We start from the raw sequence: 16,553 nt of genomic DNA on the forward strand, positions 1-16,553 counted from the left end.
ACATGCCATTTTTCTATTGTATCTGTTTTTATTTTATTCCCCTTTTTAAGGCGCTTCCGCCAAAATTATTTATATTTGCTGCCCGAACCAACAATACGTATATATAATAAGGTATAGAAACTATGAAAGAATTTGTAATCTCCGAAGCGCAGGCAGAAACAGCGGTATTGGTAGGTCTTGTCACGAAGACTCAGGATGAGCGTAAGACCAATGAATACCTGGACGAGCTTGCATTCTTGGCTGAGACAGCCGGGGCGGAAGTAGTGAAGCGGTTTACCCAAAAGCTGGATGCAGCGCATTCCGTGACTTATGTCGGCAAGGGCAAGCTGGAAGAAATTAAAGAGTATATCCGGAATGAAGAAGAAGCCGAACGCGAAATCGGCATGGTGATTTTTGATGATGAACTCTCCGCCAAGCAGATACGCAATATAGAAGCTGAACTCAAAATCAAGATACTGGACCGTACGTCCTTGATTCTCGATATCTTTGCCATGCGTGCCCAGACTGCCAATGCAAAAACGCAGGTGGAGCTGGCGCAGTATAAGTACATGCTCCCCCGTCTGCAACGTTTGTGGACCCACTTGGAACGCCAGGGTGGTGGCTCCGGTGCCGGTGGAGGTAAAGGTTCCGTGGGACTTCGCGGTCCGGGTGAAACGCAGCTGGAAATGGACCGCCGTATCATCTTGAACCGTATGTCATTGTTGAAGGAGCGTTTGGCTGAGATTGACAAGCAGAAGTCTACCCAGCGGAAGAACCGCGGACGCTTGATTCGTGTGGCATTGGTGGGATATACCAATGTAGGAAAATCCACATTGATGACTTTGCTTTCGAAAAGTGAAGTCTTTGCAGAGAATAAGCTGTTTGCCACGTTGGATACTACGGTGCGTAAGGTGATTATTGAGAACCTGCCGTTCCTGCTATCCGATACGGTGGGCTTTATCCGTAAATTGCCGACGGATTTGGTAGACTCCTTCAAGTCTACTCTGGATGAGGTACGCGAGGCGGACTTGCTGTTGCATATCGTAGACATCTCTCATCCGGATTTTGAAGAACAGATAGAAGTTGTGAACAAGACGTTGGCAGATATCGGTGCCGCCGGTAAGCCCATGATTCTTGTATTCAATAAGATAGACGCTTATACTTATATAGAGAAAGCGGCTGACGACCTTACCCCCAGAACCAAGGAAAACTTGACACTCGAAGAACTGATGAAGACGTGGATGGCTAAGATGGAGGATAACTGCCTCTTTATTTCTGCCCGCGAAAAAATCAATATGGAGGAACTGAAGAGTGTAGTTTATCAGCGTGTGAAGGAATTGCACGTGCAGAAGTACCCCTATAATGACTTTCTTTATCAGACCTACGAAGAAGAAGTTTAATTTTAGTTATGAGTTATAAGTTATGAGTTATTTGCTGGCAGCGGTTTGAATCGGTAGTGCCGGCAAAGGCAATAACTTATAACTCATAACTCATAACTCGTTATAAGGATGAATTACAGAAGACTGACCGAAGATGAAATTCTCCGGTTGAAGAGCCAGTCATGTCTGGCTGATGATTGGGGGAAAGTAACCGTTGCAGAAGAGTTCTCAACGGAATTTGTGCATCATACCCGTTTTTCGGGTGAGGTGTGTTTGGGAGTGTTCCATTCAGAATTTATGTTGCCGGGAGGAATCAGGAAGCATTCCGGTTTGCGGCATGTGACGCTGCATAATGTAACGGTGGGAGATAACTGTTGCATTGAGAATATCCAGAACTACATTGCCAATTATGAAATAGGGCATGACACCTTCATTGAGAATGTGGATATTATTCTGGTAGACGGTGTGTCGAAGTTCGGTAACGGGGTAGAAGTGTCTGTCCTGAATGAGACGGGAGGCCGTGAGGTGCTGATTAATGATAAACTCTCCGCACACCAAGCCTATATTCTGGCGCTTTACCGCCATCGCCCGGAGCTGATTGCACGGATGAAGGAAATCACGGATTTTTATTCCAACAAACATGCTTCTGCTGTAGGAAGCATCGGGAACCATGTAATGATATTGAACACCGGTTCCATAAAGAATGTGCGCATCGGTGATTATTGCCGCATCTGTGGTACATGCCGTCTGTATAACGGAAGCATCAACAGCAACGAGGTGGCGCCGGTACACATCGGGCATGGGGTGATTTGTGATGATTTCATCATCTCTACCGGGTCTCATGTAGATGACGGAGCTATGCTGAGCCGCTGCTTCGTGGGGCAGGCATGCAAGTTGGGACACAACTACTCTGCCTCGGATTCTTTGTTTTTCAGCAACTGCCAGGGAGAGAACGGGGAGGCGTGCGCTATTTTTGCCGGACCCTATACGGTAACCCACCATAAGTCTACGTTGCTGATTGCCGGTATGTTTTCCTTTATGAATGCCGGTTCGGGGTCCAATCAGAGTAACCATATGTATAAGTTAGGACCTATCCATCAAGGCACTTTGGAACGTGGTGCCAAGACGACTTCCGATTCGTACATCCTATGGCCTGCAAGGGTAGGGGCATTCTCTTTGGTAATGGGGCGCCATGTCAACCATTCTGATACTTCGAACCTGCCGTTCTCTTACTTGATAGAGCAGAATAATACCACCTACCTTGTACCCGGTGTCAACCTGCGTAGTGTGGGTACCATCCGTGATGCCCAGAAGTGGCCGAAACGTGACGGGCGTACCGACCCGAACAAACTGGATTACATCAACTATAATCTTCTCAGCCCCTACACGGTGCAGAAAATGTTCAAGGGACGGGAAACGTTGCAGAATCTGCGTCATGCCAGTGGCGAGCTTTCGGATATCTATTCTTTCCATAGTGCGAAGATACGTAACTCGGCTTTGGTGAAAGGTATCCGCTTCTATGAAATAGCCATTCATAAGTTCCTCGGAAACTCTGTCATCAAGCGCTTGGAAGGCATTGACTTCCGGAGCAATGAAGAAATACGTGCCCGTTTGAAGCCCGATACTGCCATTGGCAGCGGCGAATGGGTGGATATTTCCGGATTGATAGCCCCAAAGAGTGAGATAGATGCGCTGATAGACGGTATTGAGTCCGGCAAAGTCAATCGCTTGAAGTCTATCAATGCCGAGTTTGAGAAGATGCACAGCAACTACTATACCTACGAATGGACCTGGGCGTATGAGAAGTTGGAAGAGTTCTATGGTATCAAGCCGGAAGGTATGACGGCAGAAGACGTCATACATATTGTCGAAAAATGGAAAGAAGCAGTAGTTGGCCTCGACCGCATGGTGTATGAGGATGCTAAGAAAGAATTTTCACTGGCTTCCATGACGGGCTTTGGAGCTGACGGCTCACGCTTGGAAAAGGAACTTGATTTTGAGCAGGTACGCGGCGACTTTGAAAGCAATCCGTTTGTAATGGCTGTGTTGAAACACATTGAGGTGAAGACGGCGCTGGGCGATGAACTGATAGGGCGGATGCAGCGGGTATCAGAAAATTAATTATGATTTGCCGCCTTTTTACTCTAATTAAAGAATTATTTCAATAATAGTTTTTACCTTTGCTCTGTAAAGGCGGTTTTCAGGCTGCCTTTGCTACCCGAATCACTTTTAAACATTAAATATACGAGTAATTATGGCAACAACACCTCCGTTCAAGTATCAGCCCATGTTCGAGAAGGGAAAAGATACTACTGAGTATTATCTGCTTACGAAAGATTACGTGTCAGTAAGCGAGTTTGAAGGAAAACCTATCCTGAAGATTGAAAAAGAAGGTTTGACGGCAATGGCCAATGCGGCTTTCCGTGATGTATCGTTCATGTTGCGTCGTTCGCACAACGAGCAGGTTGCTAAGATTCTGAGTGACCCCGAAGCAAGCGATAACGATAAATACGTGGCACTCACCTTCCTGCGCAATGCAGAGGTAGCGTCCAAAGGGGTACTTCCTTTCTGCCAGGATACGGGTACGGCAATCATCCACGGTGAGAAGGGACAGCAGGTATGGACCGGATACTGTGACGAAGAAGCCCTCTCACTGGGTGTTTACAAGACTTATACCGAAGAGAACCTGCGCTATTCGCAGAATGCTCCCCTCACCATGTACGATGAGGTGAATACGAAGTGCAACCTTCCCGCACAGATTGACATCGAAGCTACGGAAGGTATGGAGTACGAGTTCCTCTGCGTAACCAAGGGTGGTGGCTCTGCCAACAAGACTTATCTCTACCAGGAGACAAAGGCTATCCTCAACCCCGAAACATTGGTTCCCTTCCTTATCTCAAAAATCAAGACTTTGGGTACGGCAGCTTGTCCTCCCTATCACATCGCATTCGTTATCGGCGGTACCTCTGCCGAAAAGAACTTGCTGACTGTGAAACTGGCTTCCACCCACTTCTACGATAACCTACCCACTACCGGCAATGAGTTCGGCCGCGCTTTCCGCGATGTGGAACTGGAGAAGCTGGTACTGGAAGAAGCTCATAAGATTGGCCTCGGTGCCCAGTTCGGCGGCAAGTATCTGGCTCACGACATACGCATCATCCGCCTGCCGCGTCACGGTGCTTCCTGCCCCGTGGGTCTGGGCGTTTCCTGCTCTGCCGACCGCAACATCAAGTGTAAAATCAATAAAGAAGGTATCTGGATTGAAAAGCTCGACAGCAACCCGGGTGAACTGATTCCCGAAGAACTCCGTAAGGCCGGTGAAGGCGATGTGGTGAAGATTGACTTGAACCAGCCGATGGCCGATATTCTGAAGGAACTGACCAAGTATCCGGTTTCCACCCGTTTGTCTCTGAATGGAACCATCATCGTAGGCCGTGACATCGCACACGCCAAGCTGAAAGAACGTCTGGACCGTGGCGAAGACCTGCCGCAGTACATCAAAGACCATCCCATCTACTACGCCGGTCCTGCCAAGACTCCTCAAGGCATGGCTTGCGGCTCCATGGGCCCGACTACTGCCGGACGTATGGACCCGTATGTAGACCTCTTCCAAAGCCACGGCGGCAGCATGATTATGCTTGCCAAAGGTAACCGCAGCCAGCAAGTGACAGATGCCTGCCAAAAGTATGGCGGTTTCTACTTGGGCTCTATCGGTGGTCCTGCCGCTATCTTGGCACAGAACAACATCAAGAGCATTGAGTGCGTGGAATATCCCGAACTCGGTATGGAAGCTATCTGGAAGATTGAGGTGGAGAACTTCCCTGCATTCATCTTGGTGGACGATAAGGGCAACGACTTCTTCAAGCAACTGAAGCCCTGGAATTGCAGCAAGTAAAACAGAAGCCTTTTAGAAAGGCATAATATAAGGAAAGCCGTAACGGAGAAAATCTTGTTACGGCTTTTTTGTTTTGTAGAGGAAAACAAAGTGTTTCGCGGCATAGAACACTCTGTTTCATCAAGCAAAACAAACTGTTCCTTTATGTTGAAACAAATTGTTTCAATAGGAAGAAACAAACTGTTCTTTCATGTTGGAACAAAGTGTTCTTCCCTATTGGAACACTCTGTTCTGCCTTGATAAAACAGATTGTTTTCTATAGGAGAATAAAACTGAAACTCGTTTGTTGTCGTATTTTTGTTACATTCTCCTTTTCATTTCTCGGTTAACTTCTTTATCTTTAGCCCTCCAAACAACCAATTTAATAAAACATGGAACCAACTCTTACACGACAAACTCCGGCACAACACATCGTATGGCTGGATGTGGTACGCCTTGTTGCAATGTTTACAGTAGTTTGCTGCCATTGCACAGACCCTTTTAACTTCTATCCGGGCACATCGCCCGACATTGTTGACATCAAGTTCTGGGGAGCTGTCTACGGTGCGGCGCTCCGTCCTTGCGTACCGCTTTTTGTAATGATTACCGGTGCATTGCTGTTGCCGGTACGGGGTGACGCCTCGGCATTCTACAAGAAACGTATCCCCCGCGTATTCTTTCCTTTCCTCATCTGGTCTGTGATTTACAATCTGTTCCCCTGGATAACGGGACTGCTGGGAGTGGAGCCGAAAGTGATTCTGGATTTCTTCCCTTATTCGGGTGAGGAAGTGATGCGCCAGTCTCTGGCAGTGAGCCTGGGATATATTGCAGAAATGCCTTTTAATTTCTCTCTATTGGATGTACACATGTGGTATATCTATCTGCTGATAGGGCTTTATCTCTATCTTCCGATATTCTCGGCATGGGTGGAGAAGGCCTCGGAACGTGCCAAACTATGGTTTCTTGCAGCATGGGGAGTGACACTGCTGCTGCCTTATTATACCGAGTTTGCCGCTCCGTACCTTTGGGGGACTTGCTCGTGGAACTCGTTCGGTATGCTGTATTACTTTGCCGGTTTTAACGGCTACCTATTGTTGGGCCATTATCTGAGGAACCATAACTGGACGGGCCGGCAACTCTGTGGCATCGGCATTCCCATGTTTGCCATTGGCTATGCCGTGACATTCCTTGGTTTCCGTCGTATGACCTCCTTGCCGGATTTTACGGATGAGATGCTCGAACTCTTTTTCACCTACTGTTCGCTGAATGTAGTAATGATGACCATCCCCGTGTTTATGCTTTGCAAGCGGGCCAATTTCCGTTCGGAGCGCATCAAGAAAGCATTGGCAAACTTGACGCTCTGTGGTTTTGGAGTCTATATGATACACTATTTCTTTACCGGACCGAGCGTAGTCCTGATGCGTGCTATCCATGTTCCTATCTATCTTCAGATACCTTGTGCCGCAGTCGTCGCTTTCTGTACTTCCTGGTTTCTGGTGGCAATGGCATACCGTTGTTTCGGGAAGCAGACCAAGTGGGTGCTGGGGTAGTTTGGATGAAAGATTGTTTATCTTTAAAGGAGGAGATTTAGGGCTTATTATTTCCTCCAGATTCTCCACATATAGTAAGCGCAGTGCGTGAATGCGAAAACAAACGAGATAATCAGCAGCACTTTGTTTTCTCCCCATCCCACAGTCTGTTGGTGCCACAGTCCGGTGATGACGCAAAGAACGGCAAGGATAAGTCCAATCATGTTCAAGGCAACCTGCCCGTGGCGGGTGTCGCCTCCATGCTCCAGCTTACTGTGCTTCATGCCGTAGCCCACGTAGATGTCCAGACCGATGAGCATCCACAGCACCAGGCGTATCCATGTATCGGCAGGAAGGAACAACATCATGCAAAGGCAAGTAAGAATACCCAGTATGGGGATAAGTGGAACAAGTGGGGTTTTAAAGGAACGGGGCACGTCAGGCATGGTTCTGCGTACTACCAGTACAGCGGCACAGACCAGCGTGAAGGCCATCAGCGTGCCGATGCTTGTCATCTCTCCGGCCAGCCGTGCGGGTACAAAAGCTGCCAGCAGGCCCACAAGTACCATGAAGAGCAGGTTGCTGCGTGCCGGAGTACGGAACTTTTCGTTGATATGCGAGAAGAAAGGAGGCAGCAGCCCGTCGTGGCTCATGCTCAGGAATACGCGGCTCTGTCCCAGCAGCGTCACCATGATGACGGAGCAATATCCGAACAGAATGGACAGCACGATGGCACGGTTCAGCCAGGGATAGTCCGGCTGGATGATACCTGCCGCATCAGCCTGCCCCATGTGCTCTATGGCTATGGCAACGGGAGCAATGCCTTGCTGTCCGCTGAAGGCGGTGTAGTGTGCCACTCCCGTCATGACGTGGGCAAAAACCATATAGAGCACGGTGCATACCAGCAGGGAGACCAGAATGCCGATAGGCATGTTCCGCTTCGGGTTCTTCGTCTCTTGGGCAGCTGTGCTCACGGCGTCGAACCCGAGGAAGGCGAAGAATACGATGGCCGCCCCTCGCAGGATGCCGGAGAAGCCATATTCGCCCAGCACGCCCGTATTGGCAGGGATGTAAGGTGTATAGTTGTCGGTATTGATGTATTTCCAGCCGAGTATGACAAAAATCAGTATGACGGAAACCTTCAGGAATACAATGAAGCCGTTGAAGATGGAGCTGCCTTCCGTACCCCGTATCAGGAAGAGGCTCATCAGCACGACGATAAGGAAGGCGGGGATATTTACGACTCCGCCATCCCAGGGACAGGCGGTGAGGGCTTGCGGTAGATGTATGTCCAGTCCCTCGAGAAAGACGACCAGATAGCGGCTCCAACTGATGCTTACCGTGGTTGCGGCTACGGTGTATTCCAGTACCAGGTCCCACCCGATAATCCAGGCGATGAGTTCGCCCATCGTGGCATACGAGTAGGTGTATGCGCTGCCGGCTACGGGTATCATGGACGCAAATTCCGCATAACACAGTCCGGCGAAGCAGCATCCCAGTGCGGCAATGGCAAAGGACAGTGTGATGGCCGGTCCCGTATAGCCTGCCGCCACCGTTCCGGTGATGGAGAATAGACCCGCTCCGATGATGACTCCCACGCCCAGGGCAACAAGGCTCCACGGACCAAGTACACGTTTCAATGTTTTCTTTCCGGAGGCATTAGCCTCCGCTTGCAGTGCCTCGAATGGCTTTCTGATGAATAATCCCATTATGCTTCAATTCTGATAAATCGGGCGCAAAGGTACGGATTATATTGCTTATTCCATATAGCGCGCTACTTTTCCACTGATTTGCAGTAGGGAGATTTCACATAATTTGGTATCATATTCTGCGGAGAGAATACGTTCTTCTGCATCCAGCAGACTCTTTTGGGCTTCGCGCATCTCGATTCCCGAGAGGTTGCCCAGCATATATCGTTCCATGGCAATCTCGTGGTTCTCCTTGGCAGCCACAAGGTTCTGGCGTTCCAGGTTCAGCATTTGCAGGTTGTTTTGGTAGGCCTGCCATAGGTTGCTGAGGTCGGCGCGCAGGGCTTGCTCCAGTTGCTCCCGTTCCAGGCGAGCGTTCTGCACGGCAATGCGGGCATTCTTGCGTTCGCGGCGCCGGTTGCCGTCGAACAGATTGAAGCCGACCGTGACGCCGAAGTTCAGACCGAGGTTGCTGCGGCGGCTGTTGGCAGAGATGTCATACTTGTTGAGGGTGTAGCCGTATCCGCCGTTCATCTTCACGTATGGGTAGTCGCGCGAGCAGACTTTCTTGTAGTCCAGACGGGCCAGGGTATTGTTCTGTTCGGCACGTAGCAGTGAGGCGTTGATGGTGAGGGTGGCGTTCCACAGCTCCTCGAAGTTCAGGGAGGCGGTCACGTTGATGAGGCTGTCTTGTATGATAAACGGCTGGTCTACATCTTTGTTTGCCATGAGTTCGTTCAGCTGGATACGTGAGGTGTGCAGCAGTTCCTGCTGTTTCATGTATTGGGCACTGTCGGCATTGAAGTCCACTTTGGCCTGCTGGTAGTCCAGGCGCGAGAAGTTACCGATGTGGTAACGCTCTTCCACAATGCGCAGGCGCTCTTTGGATAGCGATACGGCATAACGGAAGTTCTTCAAGCGGATTTTTTGCTGAACATAGTTATAGTATTCGGCGGCTATGTTGGCTATCAGGTCCTCGATGGCGATGCGCGTATTGGTCTCGCCTTGGCGTTCCAGCTCCTTGAGCCGTTGGTAGTTGGCGGTAATGTTGAAACCGTCGAAGATGGTCCAGTTCAGGTTGATGCCTGCATCGAGAGTTTGGTCAAATACTCCGTTGTCCTTGGTTGTCTCTCCGGTGGCTCGGGCTTTGGTCTCGGTATTGTCTATGGTTCCCTTGTAGCCGGCGGAGAGGTCCAGTGTGGGCAGGTAGCCCGCATTGCCCAATGTGGCGTTGTTCTTGCTGACCTGCTCTTCATTGCGGACAATGCGCAGGGAGTAGTTGTTCAGCAATCCCTGCTCCAGGCAGGACTTCAAGGTGTAGGTAGGCGCAGGCTGTGCATAAAGGCCCAGCGCTGTGCAGGCAGTGGCTATGAAAATTAAAACAATGCGTTTCATTCGGTCTTCAGTTTACTTCGGTTCGTTGATACATAACTATATATGGCAGGCACGATGTACATCGTCAGCAGTGTGGAGATGAGCATGCCGCCTACGACGGCAGTACCCATGGCGATGCGCTGGTTGCAGCCTTCGCCGGTGGCGTAGGCAAGCGGTATCAATCCCAGGATGGTGGAGGCACTCGTCATCAGGATGGGGCGCAGACGTTGCAGGGAGGCGTCCTTGATGGCTCGCATCTTGTCTTCACCCGCTTCCTGCTTCTGATTGGCGAACTCCACAATCAGGATACCGTTCTTTGCTACCAGACCAATCAGCATGATGATGCCAATCTGGCTGAATATATTCATCGTGATGTCTCCGAAATACATGAATACCAGCGCGCCGGCAATGGCGAGAGGCACCGTCAGCATGATAATCAGCGGGTCTTTGAAGCTCTCGAACTGGGCGGCCAGAATCAGGTAAATCAGCACGATGGCAAGGATGAAGGCGAACATCAGACTGGAGGAGCTTTCGCGATACTCCTTGGAGTCTCCGGTCAGTGCGGTACGGAAGGTCTCGTCCAGTGTCTCCTTGGCAATCTTGTCCATTTCGTCCAGTCCTTGCCCGATGGTCTTCCCGTCGGCAAGCCCCGCGGAGATGGTGGCGGACACGAAACGGTTGTAACGGTACAGTTTCGGAGGGGCGATACCGCCGGTCAGCTCTATCAGGTTGTCCAGCTGCACCATGTTCCCGTTGTCGCTTCGGATATAGATACCTTTCAGGTCGGCGGGCTTGTTGCGTTGCTGGCGGTTGATTTCGCCCAATATCTCGTATTGCTTTCCGTTCATGTAGAAGTAGCCCATACGCTGTCCGCTCAAGCCGTATTGCAGAGTTTGGGCAATGTTCTTGGTGCTTACGCCCATGATACTCGCCTTGTCACGGTTGATGTTGATGCGCGCTTCAGGCTTGCTGAACTTCAGGTTTACGTCTGCCATCTGGAATACCGGATTTTCGTAGACCTTCGTCATGAACTTGGGGAGCACCTCCTGCAATTTCTCGATATTAGTTGCCTGCAATACATACTGCACGGGCATACCGCCGCGCCGTCCTCCGAATGAGGAGGACTGCTGTACGAAAGAGCGTGCCATGGTCTTTTTCTGCACTGCCTTCGACAACTTTTCGGCAACCTCCATCTGGGTATAGTCACGGTCTTTCATGTCTTTCAGTGTGATACGTACGTTACCGCTACCACTGGATACACGCGCTGTTACCGCTTCTGCATCCGGGATAATGGAGTCCACCAGATGATTGATGTCTTCGGTATAGTCGCGGATATATTCGTAAGTCACTCCTTCGGCACCCATTGTATTGATACTGATTTGCGAACGGTCCTCCAATGGCGCCATTTCAGCCGGGATAGTATTCCAAAGGACTCCGATAAGCAGGATGGTGACGATGGTGAAGGGCAGGGCAATCCAGCGCCGTTTCAGGAAGGCGGCCAGTGACTGGCTGTATACCCGGTTCATCCCTTCGAAGAAAGGTTCGGTCTTGCGATAGAACCAGCTCTGCTGTTCCCTTTTGATTAAAAGTTTGGTGGCAAGCATCGGCGTAAAAGTCAATGCGGCGAAGGAGGAGATAATCACCGAACCGGAGACCACGATACTGAATTCGCGGAACAGTCGTCCTGTCGTACCGTCCATGAATACAATAGGGAAGAATACCGCCACCAGCGTAATGGTAGTGGAGATGACGGCAAAGAAAATCTCCTTGGCTCCTTCTATGCCGGCTTCTTTCGGGGGCATCCCTTTCTCGATGCGGACATAAATGTTCTCCGTCATCACGATGGCGTCGTCCACCACCAAGCCCACGGCAAGCACCACGGCAAGCATGGAGAGCACATTGATGGAGAAACCGGCCAGATACATGATGAAGAAAGCTCCAATCAGCGAAACGGGGATTACAATACATGGCACAAGCGTCACACGCCAATCGCGCAAGAAGAGGAAAATGATGATGATAACCAGTACAAAGGCCTCATACACCGTCTGCTTCACCTCGTCGATAGAAGCGCGGATAAACTTGGTATTGTCAAAACCGTAGTTGTAATGAACATCTTCGGGAAGGTCTTTCTTCATCTTCTCCATGCGGTCATATACGGCGTTGGCTATTTCAATGTGGTTGGCACCCGGCTGCGGAATTACTACGACACCTACCATGGGCACACCGTTCATCTTCATATAACTTTTGATGTCGGCTGGTCCCAGTTCGGCACGTCCAATGTCGCTGAAGCGGACAATACGGTTACCGTCTTCCTTCAGGATAAGATTGTTGAACTCTTCGGCTGTATGCATCAGACCCAACGTACGGATGGTGAGCTCGGTAGTGTTTCCTTCGATACTTCCGGAAGGGAGCTCTACGTTTTCGTTGTCCACCGCATTCTTTACATCCAGAGGAGTGATTCCATAGCCGGACATCTTGATGGGGTCCAGCCAAAGCCGCATGGAATAGCGCTTTTCTCCCCAGATACTTACACTACTTACATCTGAAATAGTCTGAAGCTGCTCCTTGACAGTCAGGTCGGCTATTTCACTGAGCTCCAGTAGGGAACGTTTGTCACTTTGGAGGGCAACCATCAGGATAGGGGTGGCGTCCGCATCGGCTTTTGATACGGTAGGCGGGTCACAGTCACGAGGCAGATAGCGTTGTGCACGCGACACTTTATCACGTACGTCGTTGGCGGCGGTTTCCAGGTCAACGGAAAGCTCAAACTCTACTGTAATGCGTGATGAGCCTTGCTGGCTGACACTGGAGAGGGAGCGTATGCCGGGAATACCGTTGATGTTCTGCTCCAGAGGCTCCGTTATCTGGTTCTCGATGACATCGGCGTTGGCACCCGGATAGGAGCAGGATACTGATATGATGGGATTGTCTACAGATGGGTACTCGCGTACACCCAGATAATTGTAGCCGATGAAGCCAAACAGCAGGATTATCAGGGTAAGTACTGTCGAGAGTACCGGTCGCCGTATACTTAATTCGGATATATTCATTCTTTACAATTGATAATTAACGGTTGATAATTGACAGTTGTCAATTGATATTGTCCAGTGTTACCGGTAGTCCGGTACGGAGTTGCAGGGTTCCCGAGGTGATGATGGTATCTCCTGCCTGCAAGCCTTGCAATACTTGTACTTCCGCTTCCGTACGGATTCCCGTAGTAATCTCTACCGGCTGGGCTTTTCCCGACTTATAGAGGAATATCTTGTCTTTTCCCATTTCCGGCACAATGGCTTCGGACGGTACGGCAAGGGCGTCCTGAATTTCATCCTTGTTCAGCTTGATGCTGGCATAGCGGCCCGGAAGCACAGCTCCGTTGGCATTGGGATAAAGTGCACGGATTGTCAGGGTATGGGTAGTAGGGTCTATCTTTGATTCGCGTGCATAAACCGTGGCGTGGAAGGTATTTAGCTTTCCTTCGAGAGTGAAGTCCAGTCCGGCGCCGGTCTTTACGTCATTGGCATACCGCTCGGGTACGGCAAATTCCACCTTCAACGGCGAAATCTTGGTGAGTTTGGCTACAATGGTTGTAGGGGAAGCGTAAGTACCCACACTGACTTGGCGCAGACCGATGACACCGTCGAAAGGAGCACGCAGCTCAGTTTGTGCGATGTTCGATTCTATCAGGTCAATGTCGGCATTCAGGGTGGCCAGCTCGGTCTTTACTTGTTCGTAGGCTTCTTTACTGACCGCATCCCTTTCCAGCAGGGCGTTCTGGCGAAACACGCGGTCTTCTGCCAACTTTAATTGGGAGACGAGGCGTTGCAATTGTGCTTGCAGCGGCCGGTCATTAACTTTGGCAAGTAATTGTCCTTTCTTGACGAAGCTGCCTTCTTCAAAATTTATCTCTATGATTTTGCCGGATGTCTCGAAAGAAAGGTCCACTTCCTCATCCGGCAGCAGGCTGCCGCTGATTTGTATTTCATCCTTCAGCAGTTGCGGTTTGATTATTTTTGCGTTTACGTTTAGAATTTTCTTACCGCTACGTTGACCGGTCATCACCTTGTCTGCAGCGGCTAATTCTTCATTCTCTTTAGGTAATTGGGAGTAGATTCCTCCTCCAATCAGTCCGGCACCAATCACGATAATGATGCCCCATTTAACTCTCTTATTCATGTTGTAGTATTAGTAGTAATAAAATCAGCCTTAGATTAGACTACGGGAAAAGAGAATAGTTTAAAAGATAAAGAGTTAAAAAGTGTAAGAATATGGATTGGAAAGGTGATAAAATGACAAATCAGTAAGCAGCCCGGTATTTTCCCTCCTCCTTGTCCTCCAGCATGTTCAGATAAGAAGCGTAACGGGATTCGCTGATATAGTGCTTCTCGACAGCCTCGCGTACAGCGCATCCGGGTTCGTGGCGGTGGGTACAGTTGCCGTAACGGCAGTCGGCAGATACCTTGAATATTTCCGGGAAGTAGTGGCCTATCTCTTCTTCTTCCATATCGAATGTTCCGAAACCTTTGATGCCCGGAGTGTCAATGATATATCCGTTGCCCGGAACCGGGAACATTTCTGAGAAGGTAGTGGTGTGCATACCTTTATTATGATAGGTGGATATCTCTCCGGTTTTAATCTCTATATCGGGCAGTATTGCCTTGATGAGTGTCGATTTCCCTACTCCGGAATGTCCGGAAAAGAGGGTTATGCGTCCTTTGAGTTCTTTCTCGATAGTGTCGATGCCTTCCCCTTTTCTGGCAGAAACCTTGAAACAAGGATAGCCGATGGTGGTGTAAAGGTTGATGAGACTGTCCAGATAGTGCAGTTCCTCTTCATTGTAGGCATCCACTTTGTTGAATATAATCTTGACGGGAACACGGTATGCCTCGGCAGAGGCGAGAAAACGGTCTATAAAGGTAGTGGAGGTCTCGGGATAGTTCACCGTCACTATGAGCATGCACTGGTCGAGGTTGGCAGCAAGAATGTGCGATTGCTTGGAAAGGTTGGAGGCGCGGCGGATGATGTAATTCTTCCGGTCCTCTATCTCGCTGATAAAGGCCGTACCTTCTTGGTTCAGTATGATGTTCACATAATCGCCTACAGCCACGGGATTAGTGCTTCGTATGCCTTTCAGCCGGAAGTTCCCTTTGATTTTACATTCAATCTCCCTTCCGTCGTCAGTCCGTACCAAGTACCAACTTCCGGTGTTTTTTATAACGAGTCCCCTCAAAATAATTGAAAGTTGAAAGTTGAAAGTTGAAAATGGAAGGTTGAAAGGCTTCTATACTTGGTATATCGGTTTATTTTCAACTTTCCATTTTCCGTTTTCAACTTAATTAAACGGTCATGATTTCTTTATCCTTTGCAGCCAGCATGTCATCAATCTGCTTGATGAACTTGTCGTGAATCTTCTGCAGCTTTTCTTCACCGCCTTTCTGGGCGTCTTCGGCCAGTCCGTCCTTTACGGATTTCTTCAAGGCGTCGATGGCATCACGGCGTGCATTACGTACACTTACCTTGGCAGTTTCTCCTTCTCCCTTACACTGTTTGGCAAGTTGTTTACGGCGTTCTTCCGTCAGTGGCGGGATGCCGATACGGATAATCTCACCATTGTTTTCGGGCATGATGCCGAGACTGGAGTCAATGATGGCCTTTTCAATGACGCGGAACATGCTCTTATCCCATGGCTTGATGGCAATGCTGCGTGCGTCCGGAGTGGTTACGGCTGCCACATTGTTGATAGGAACCATACTTCCATAAGAATCCACACGGATACCGTCCAGCAAACGGATATCGGCTTTTCCGGCGCGGATATGAGCCAGTGCCTCGTCCAGATACATGATGGCCATGTCCATACTTTCTTGCGCTTCGTCTAAGATGTCTTTTACGTCTCTCATATTATTTTCGTTTTGAAATAGCTTTGATTTGAAACTTTGCAAATATAATTATTAAATTGAAAATTGAGAATTAAGAATTAAATAACATTCATTTTTTATTCTCCATTTTCCATTCAATTGTGCACCAGTGTACCGATTTCTTCTCCTTGCATCACTTTTTTCAGATTACCCACTGTGTCCATGTCAAAAACGATGATGGGCAGGTTATTCTCTTTGCACATGCAGGTGGCAGTGAGGTCCATCACTTTCAGACCGCGCTTCAGCACTTCGTCGTAGGTGATGTCGTGGAACTTCGTGGCTGTCGGGTCCTTCTCCGGGTCGGCGGTGTAGATGCCGTCCACACGGGTACCTTTCAGCATGACATCCGCCTCAATCTCGATGCCGCGCAGACTGGAACCGGTATCGGTAGTGAAGAACGGATTGCCTGTACCGGCGGACATGATGACTACTTCGCCTGCTTCCATACATTCGATGGCACGCCATTTATTGTAGAATTCACCGATGGGTTCCATACGTACGGCAGTCAGCACGCGGACCTTCACGCCGGCAGCTACCAGAGCCGAACTGAGTGCAAGGCTGTTGATGACGGTTGCCAGCATTCCCATCTGGTCGCCTTTCACACGGTCGAACCCTTTGTTGGCACCGCTCAATCCGCGGAAAATGTTTCCACCGCCTATCACGATGCCTATTTGTACTCCCAATTCGTGGATTTCTTTGATTTGAGCTGCGTACTCGGCAAGGCGTTTCTCGTCGATGCCGTATTGCTTTTCACCCATCAGGCTCTCGCCGCTGAGTTTCAATAAGATTCTTTTATAGGTTGCCATAATATATAGTTT

The 16,553-nt window shown here is 49.5% G+C and carries 11 protein-coding genes; 4 read left to right on the forward strand and 7 right to left on the reverse strand.

Annotation, left to right across the window (positions count from 1 at the left end):
- Positions 1-122: 122 nt before the first annotated feature.
- The 4 genes from hflX (at position 123) to NQ510_RS07210 (ending at position 6,782) form a co-directional block, all read left to right on the forward strand.
- Positions 123-1,379, forward strand: a complete 1,257-nt coding sequence (gene hflX / locus NQ510_RS07195) for a GTPase HflX (RefSeq protein WP_005824258.1) — start codon at positions 123-125, stop codon at positions 1,377-1,379.
- 108 nt (positions 1,380-1,487) lie between these two features.
- Positions 1,488-3,479 (forward strand): DUF4954 family protein, encoded by a 1,992-nt coding sequence (locus NQ510_RS07200; RefSeq protein WP_005824256.1) that lies wholly within the window; start codon positions 1,488-1,490, stop codon positions 3,477-3,479.
- 133 nt (positions 3,480-3,612) lie between these two features.
- On the forward strand, positions 3,613-5,253 hold the full coding sequence (locus NQ510_RS07205; protein ID WP_005824254.1) for a fumarate hydratase: 1,641 nt from the start codon (positions 3,613-3,615) through the stop codon (positions 5,251-5,253).
- Between the two features lie 371 nt (positions 5,254-5,624).
- A complete protein-coding gene (locus NQ510_RS07210) occupies positions 5,625-6,782 on the forward strand; it encodes an acyltransferase (protein ID WP_005824252.1) in 1,158 nt (385 codons plus the stop codon).
- A 47-nt stretch (positions 6,783-6,829) separates the two neighbouring features.
- Here NQ510_RS07210 and NQ510_RS07215 read toward each other — a convergent pair whose 3' ends face one another.
- From NQ510_RS07215 to pyrH, 7 genes are all read right to left on the reverse strand, one after another.
- Entirely contained in the window at positions 6,830-8,470 is a 1,641-nt protein-coding gene (locus NQ510_RS07215) for an amino acid permease (protein ID WP_005824251.1), read from the reverse strand.
- A gap of 48 nt (positions 8,471-8,518) precedes the next feature.
- Positions 8,519-9,844 (reverse strand): TolC family protein, encoded by a 1,326-nt coding sequence (locus tag NQ510_RS07220; protein WP_005824250.1) that lies wholly within the window; start codon positions 9,842-9,844, stop codon positions 8,519-8,521.
- Positions 9,841-12,873, reverse strand: coding sequence for an efflux RND transporter permease subunit (locus NQ510_RS07225; RefSeq protein ID WP_005824249.1), 3,033 nt, complete (start codon positions 12,871-12,873; stop codon positions 9,841-9,843). The genes NQ510_RS07220 and NQ510_RS07225 overlap by 4 nt, the downstream gene beginning before the upstream one ends.
- A 40-nt stretch (positions 12,874-12,913) precedes the next feature.
- Positions 12,914-13,996, reverse strand: a complete 1,083-nt coding sequence (locus tag NQ510_RS07230) for an efflux RND transporter periplasmic adaptor subunit (protein ID WP_005824248.1) — start codon at positions 13,994-13,996, stop codon at positions 12,914-12,916.
- Positions 13,997-14,117: 121 nt separating this feature from the next.
- The gene (gene rsgA, locus NQ510_RS07235) at positions 14,118-15,050 is read right to left on the reverse strand and encodes a ribosome small subunit-dependent GTPase A (protein WP_005824247.1); all 933 of its coding nucleotides are present in this window, start codon (positions 15,048-15,050) and stop codon (positions 14,118-14,120) included.
- Between the two features lie 106 nt (positions 15,051-15,156).
- Complete coding sequence (frr, locus tag NQ510_RS07240) at positions 15,157-15,717, reverse strand: ribosome recycling factor (protein ID WP_005824243.1); 561 nt, start codon at positions 15,715-15,717, stop codon at positions 15,157-15,159.
- Positions 15,718-15,830: 113 nt separating this feature from the next.
- A complete protein-coding gene (pyrH, locus tag NQ510_RS07245; protein WP_005824241.1) occupies positions 15,831-16,541 on the reverse strand; it encodes a UMP kinase in 711 nt (236 codons plus the stop codon).
- Between the last annotated feature and the right edge of the window lie 12 nt (positions 16,542-16,553).

The sequence above is a fragment of the Bacteroides uniformis genome, from assembly GCF_025147485.1.
GTDB lineage: Bacteria > Bacteroidota > Bacteroidia > Bacteroidales > Bacteroidaceae > Bacteroides > Bacteroides uniformis.

What these genes read in the sequence shown, in the direction of transcription:
- pyrH (WP_005824241.1), bottom strand. Translation starts at nt 16,541, where the DNA reads ATGGCAACCTATAAAAGAATCTTATTGAAACTCAGCGGCGAGAGCCTG.
- NQ510_RS07205 (WP_005824254.1), top strand. Translation starts at nt 3,613, where the DNA reads ATGGCAACAACACCTCCGTTCAAGTATCAGCCCATGTTCGAGAAGGGA.
- NQ510_RS07215 (WP_005824251.1), bottom strand. Translation starts at nt 8,470, where the DNA reads ATGGGATTATTCATCAGAAAGCCATTCGAGGCACTGCAAGCGGAGGCT.
- NQ510_RS07230 (WP_005824248.1), bottom strand. Translation starts at nt 13,996, where the DNA reads ATGAATAAGAGAGTTAAATGGGGCATCATTATCGTGATTGGTGCCGGA.
- NQ510_RS07200 (WP_005824256.1), top strand. Translation starts at nt 1,488, where the DNA reads ATGAATTACAGAAGACTGACCGAAGATGAAATTCTCCGGTTGAAGAGC.
- frr (WP_005824243.1), bottom strand. Translation starts at nt 15,717, where the DNA reads ATGAGAGACGTAAAAGACATCTTAGACGAAGCGCAAGAAAGTATGGAC.
- hflX (WP_005824258.1), top strand. Translation starts at nt 123, where the DNA reads ATGAAAGAATTTGTAATCTCCGAAGCGCAGGCAGAAACAGCGGTATTG.
- NQ510_RS07210 (WP_005824252.1), top strand. Translation starts at nt 5,625, where the DNA reads ATGGAACCAACTCTTACACGACAAACTCCGGCACAACACATCGTATGG.
- NQ510_RS07220 (WP_005824250.1), bottom strand. Translation starts at nt 9,844, where the DNA reads ATGAAACGCATTGTTTTAATTTTCATAGCCACTGCCTGCACAGCGCTG.
- NQ510_RS07225 (WP_005824249.1), bottom strand. Translation starts at nt 12,873, where the DNA reads ATGAATATATCCGAATTAAGTATACGGCGACCGGTACTCTCGACAGTA.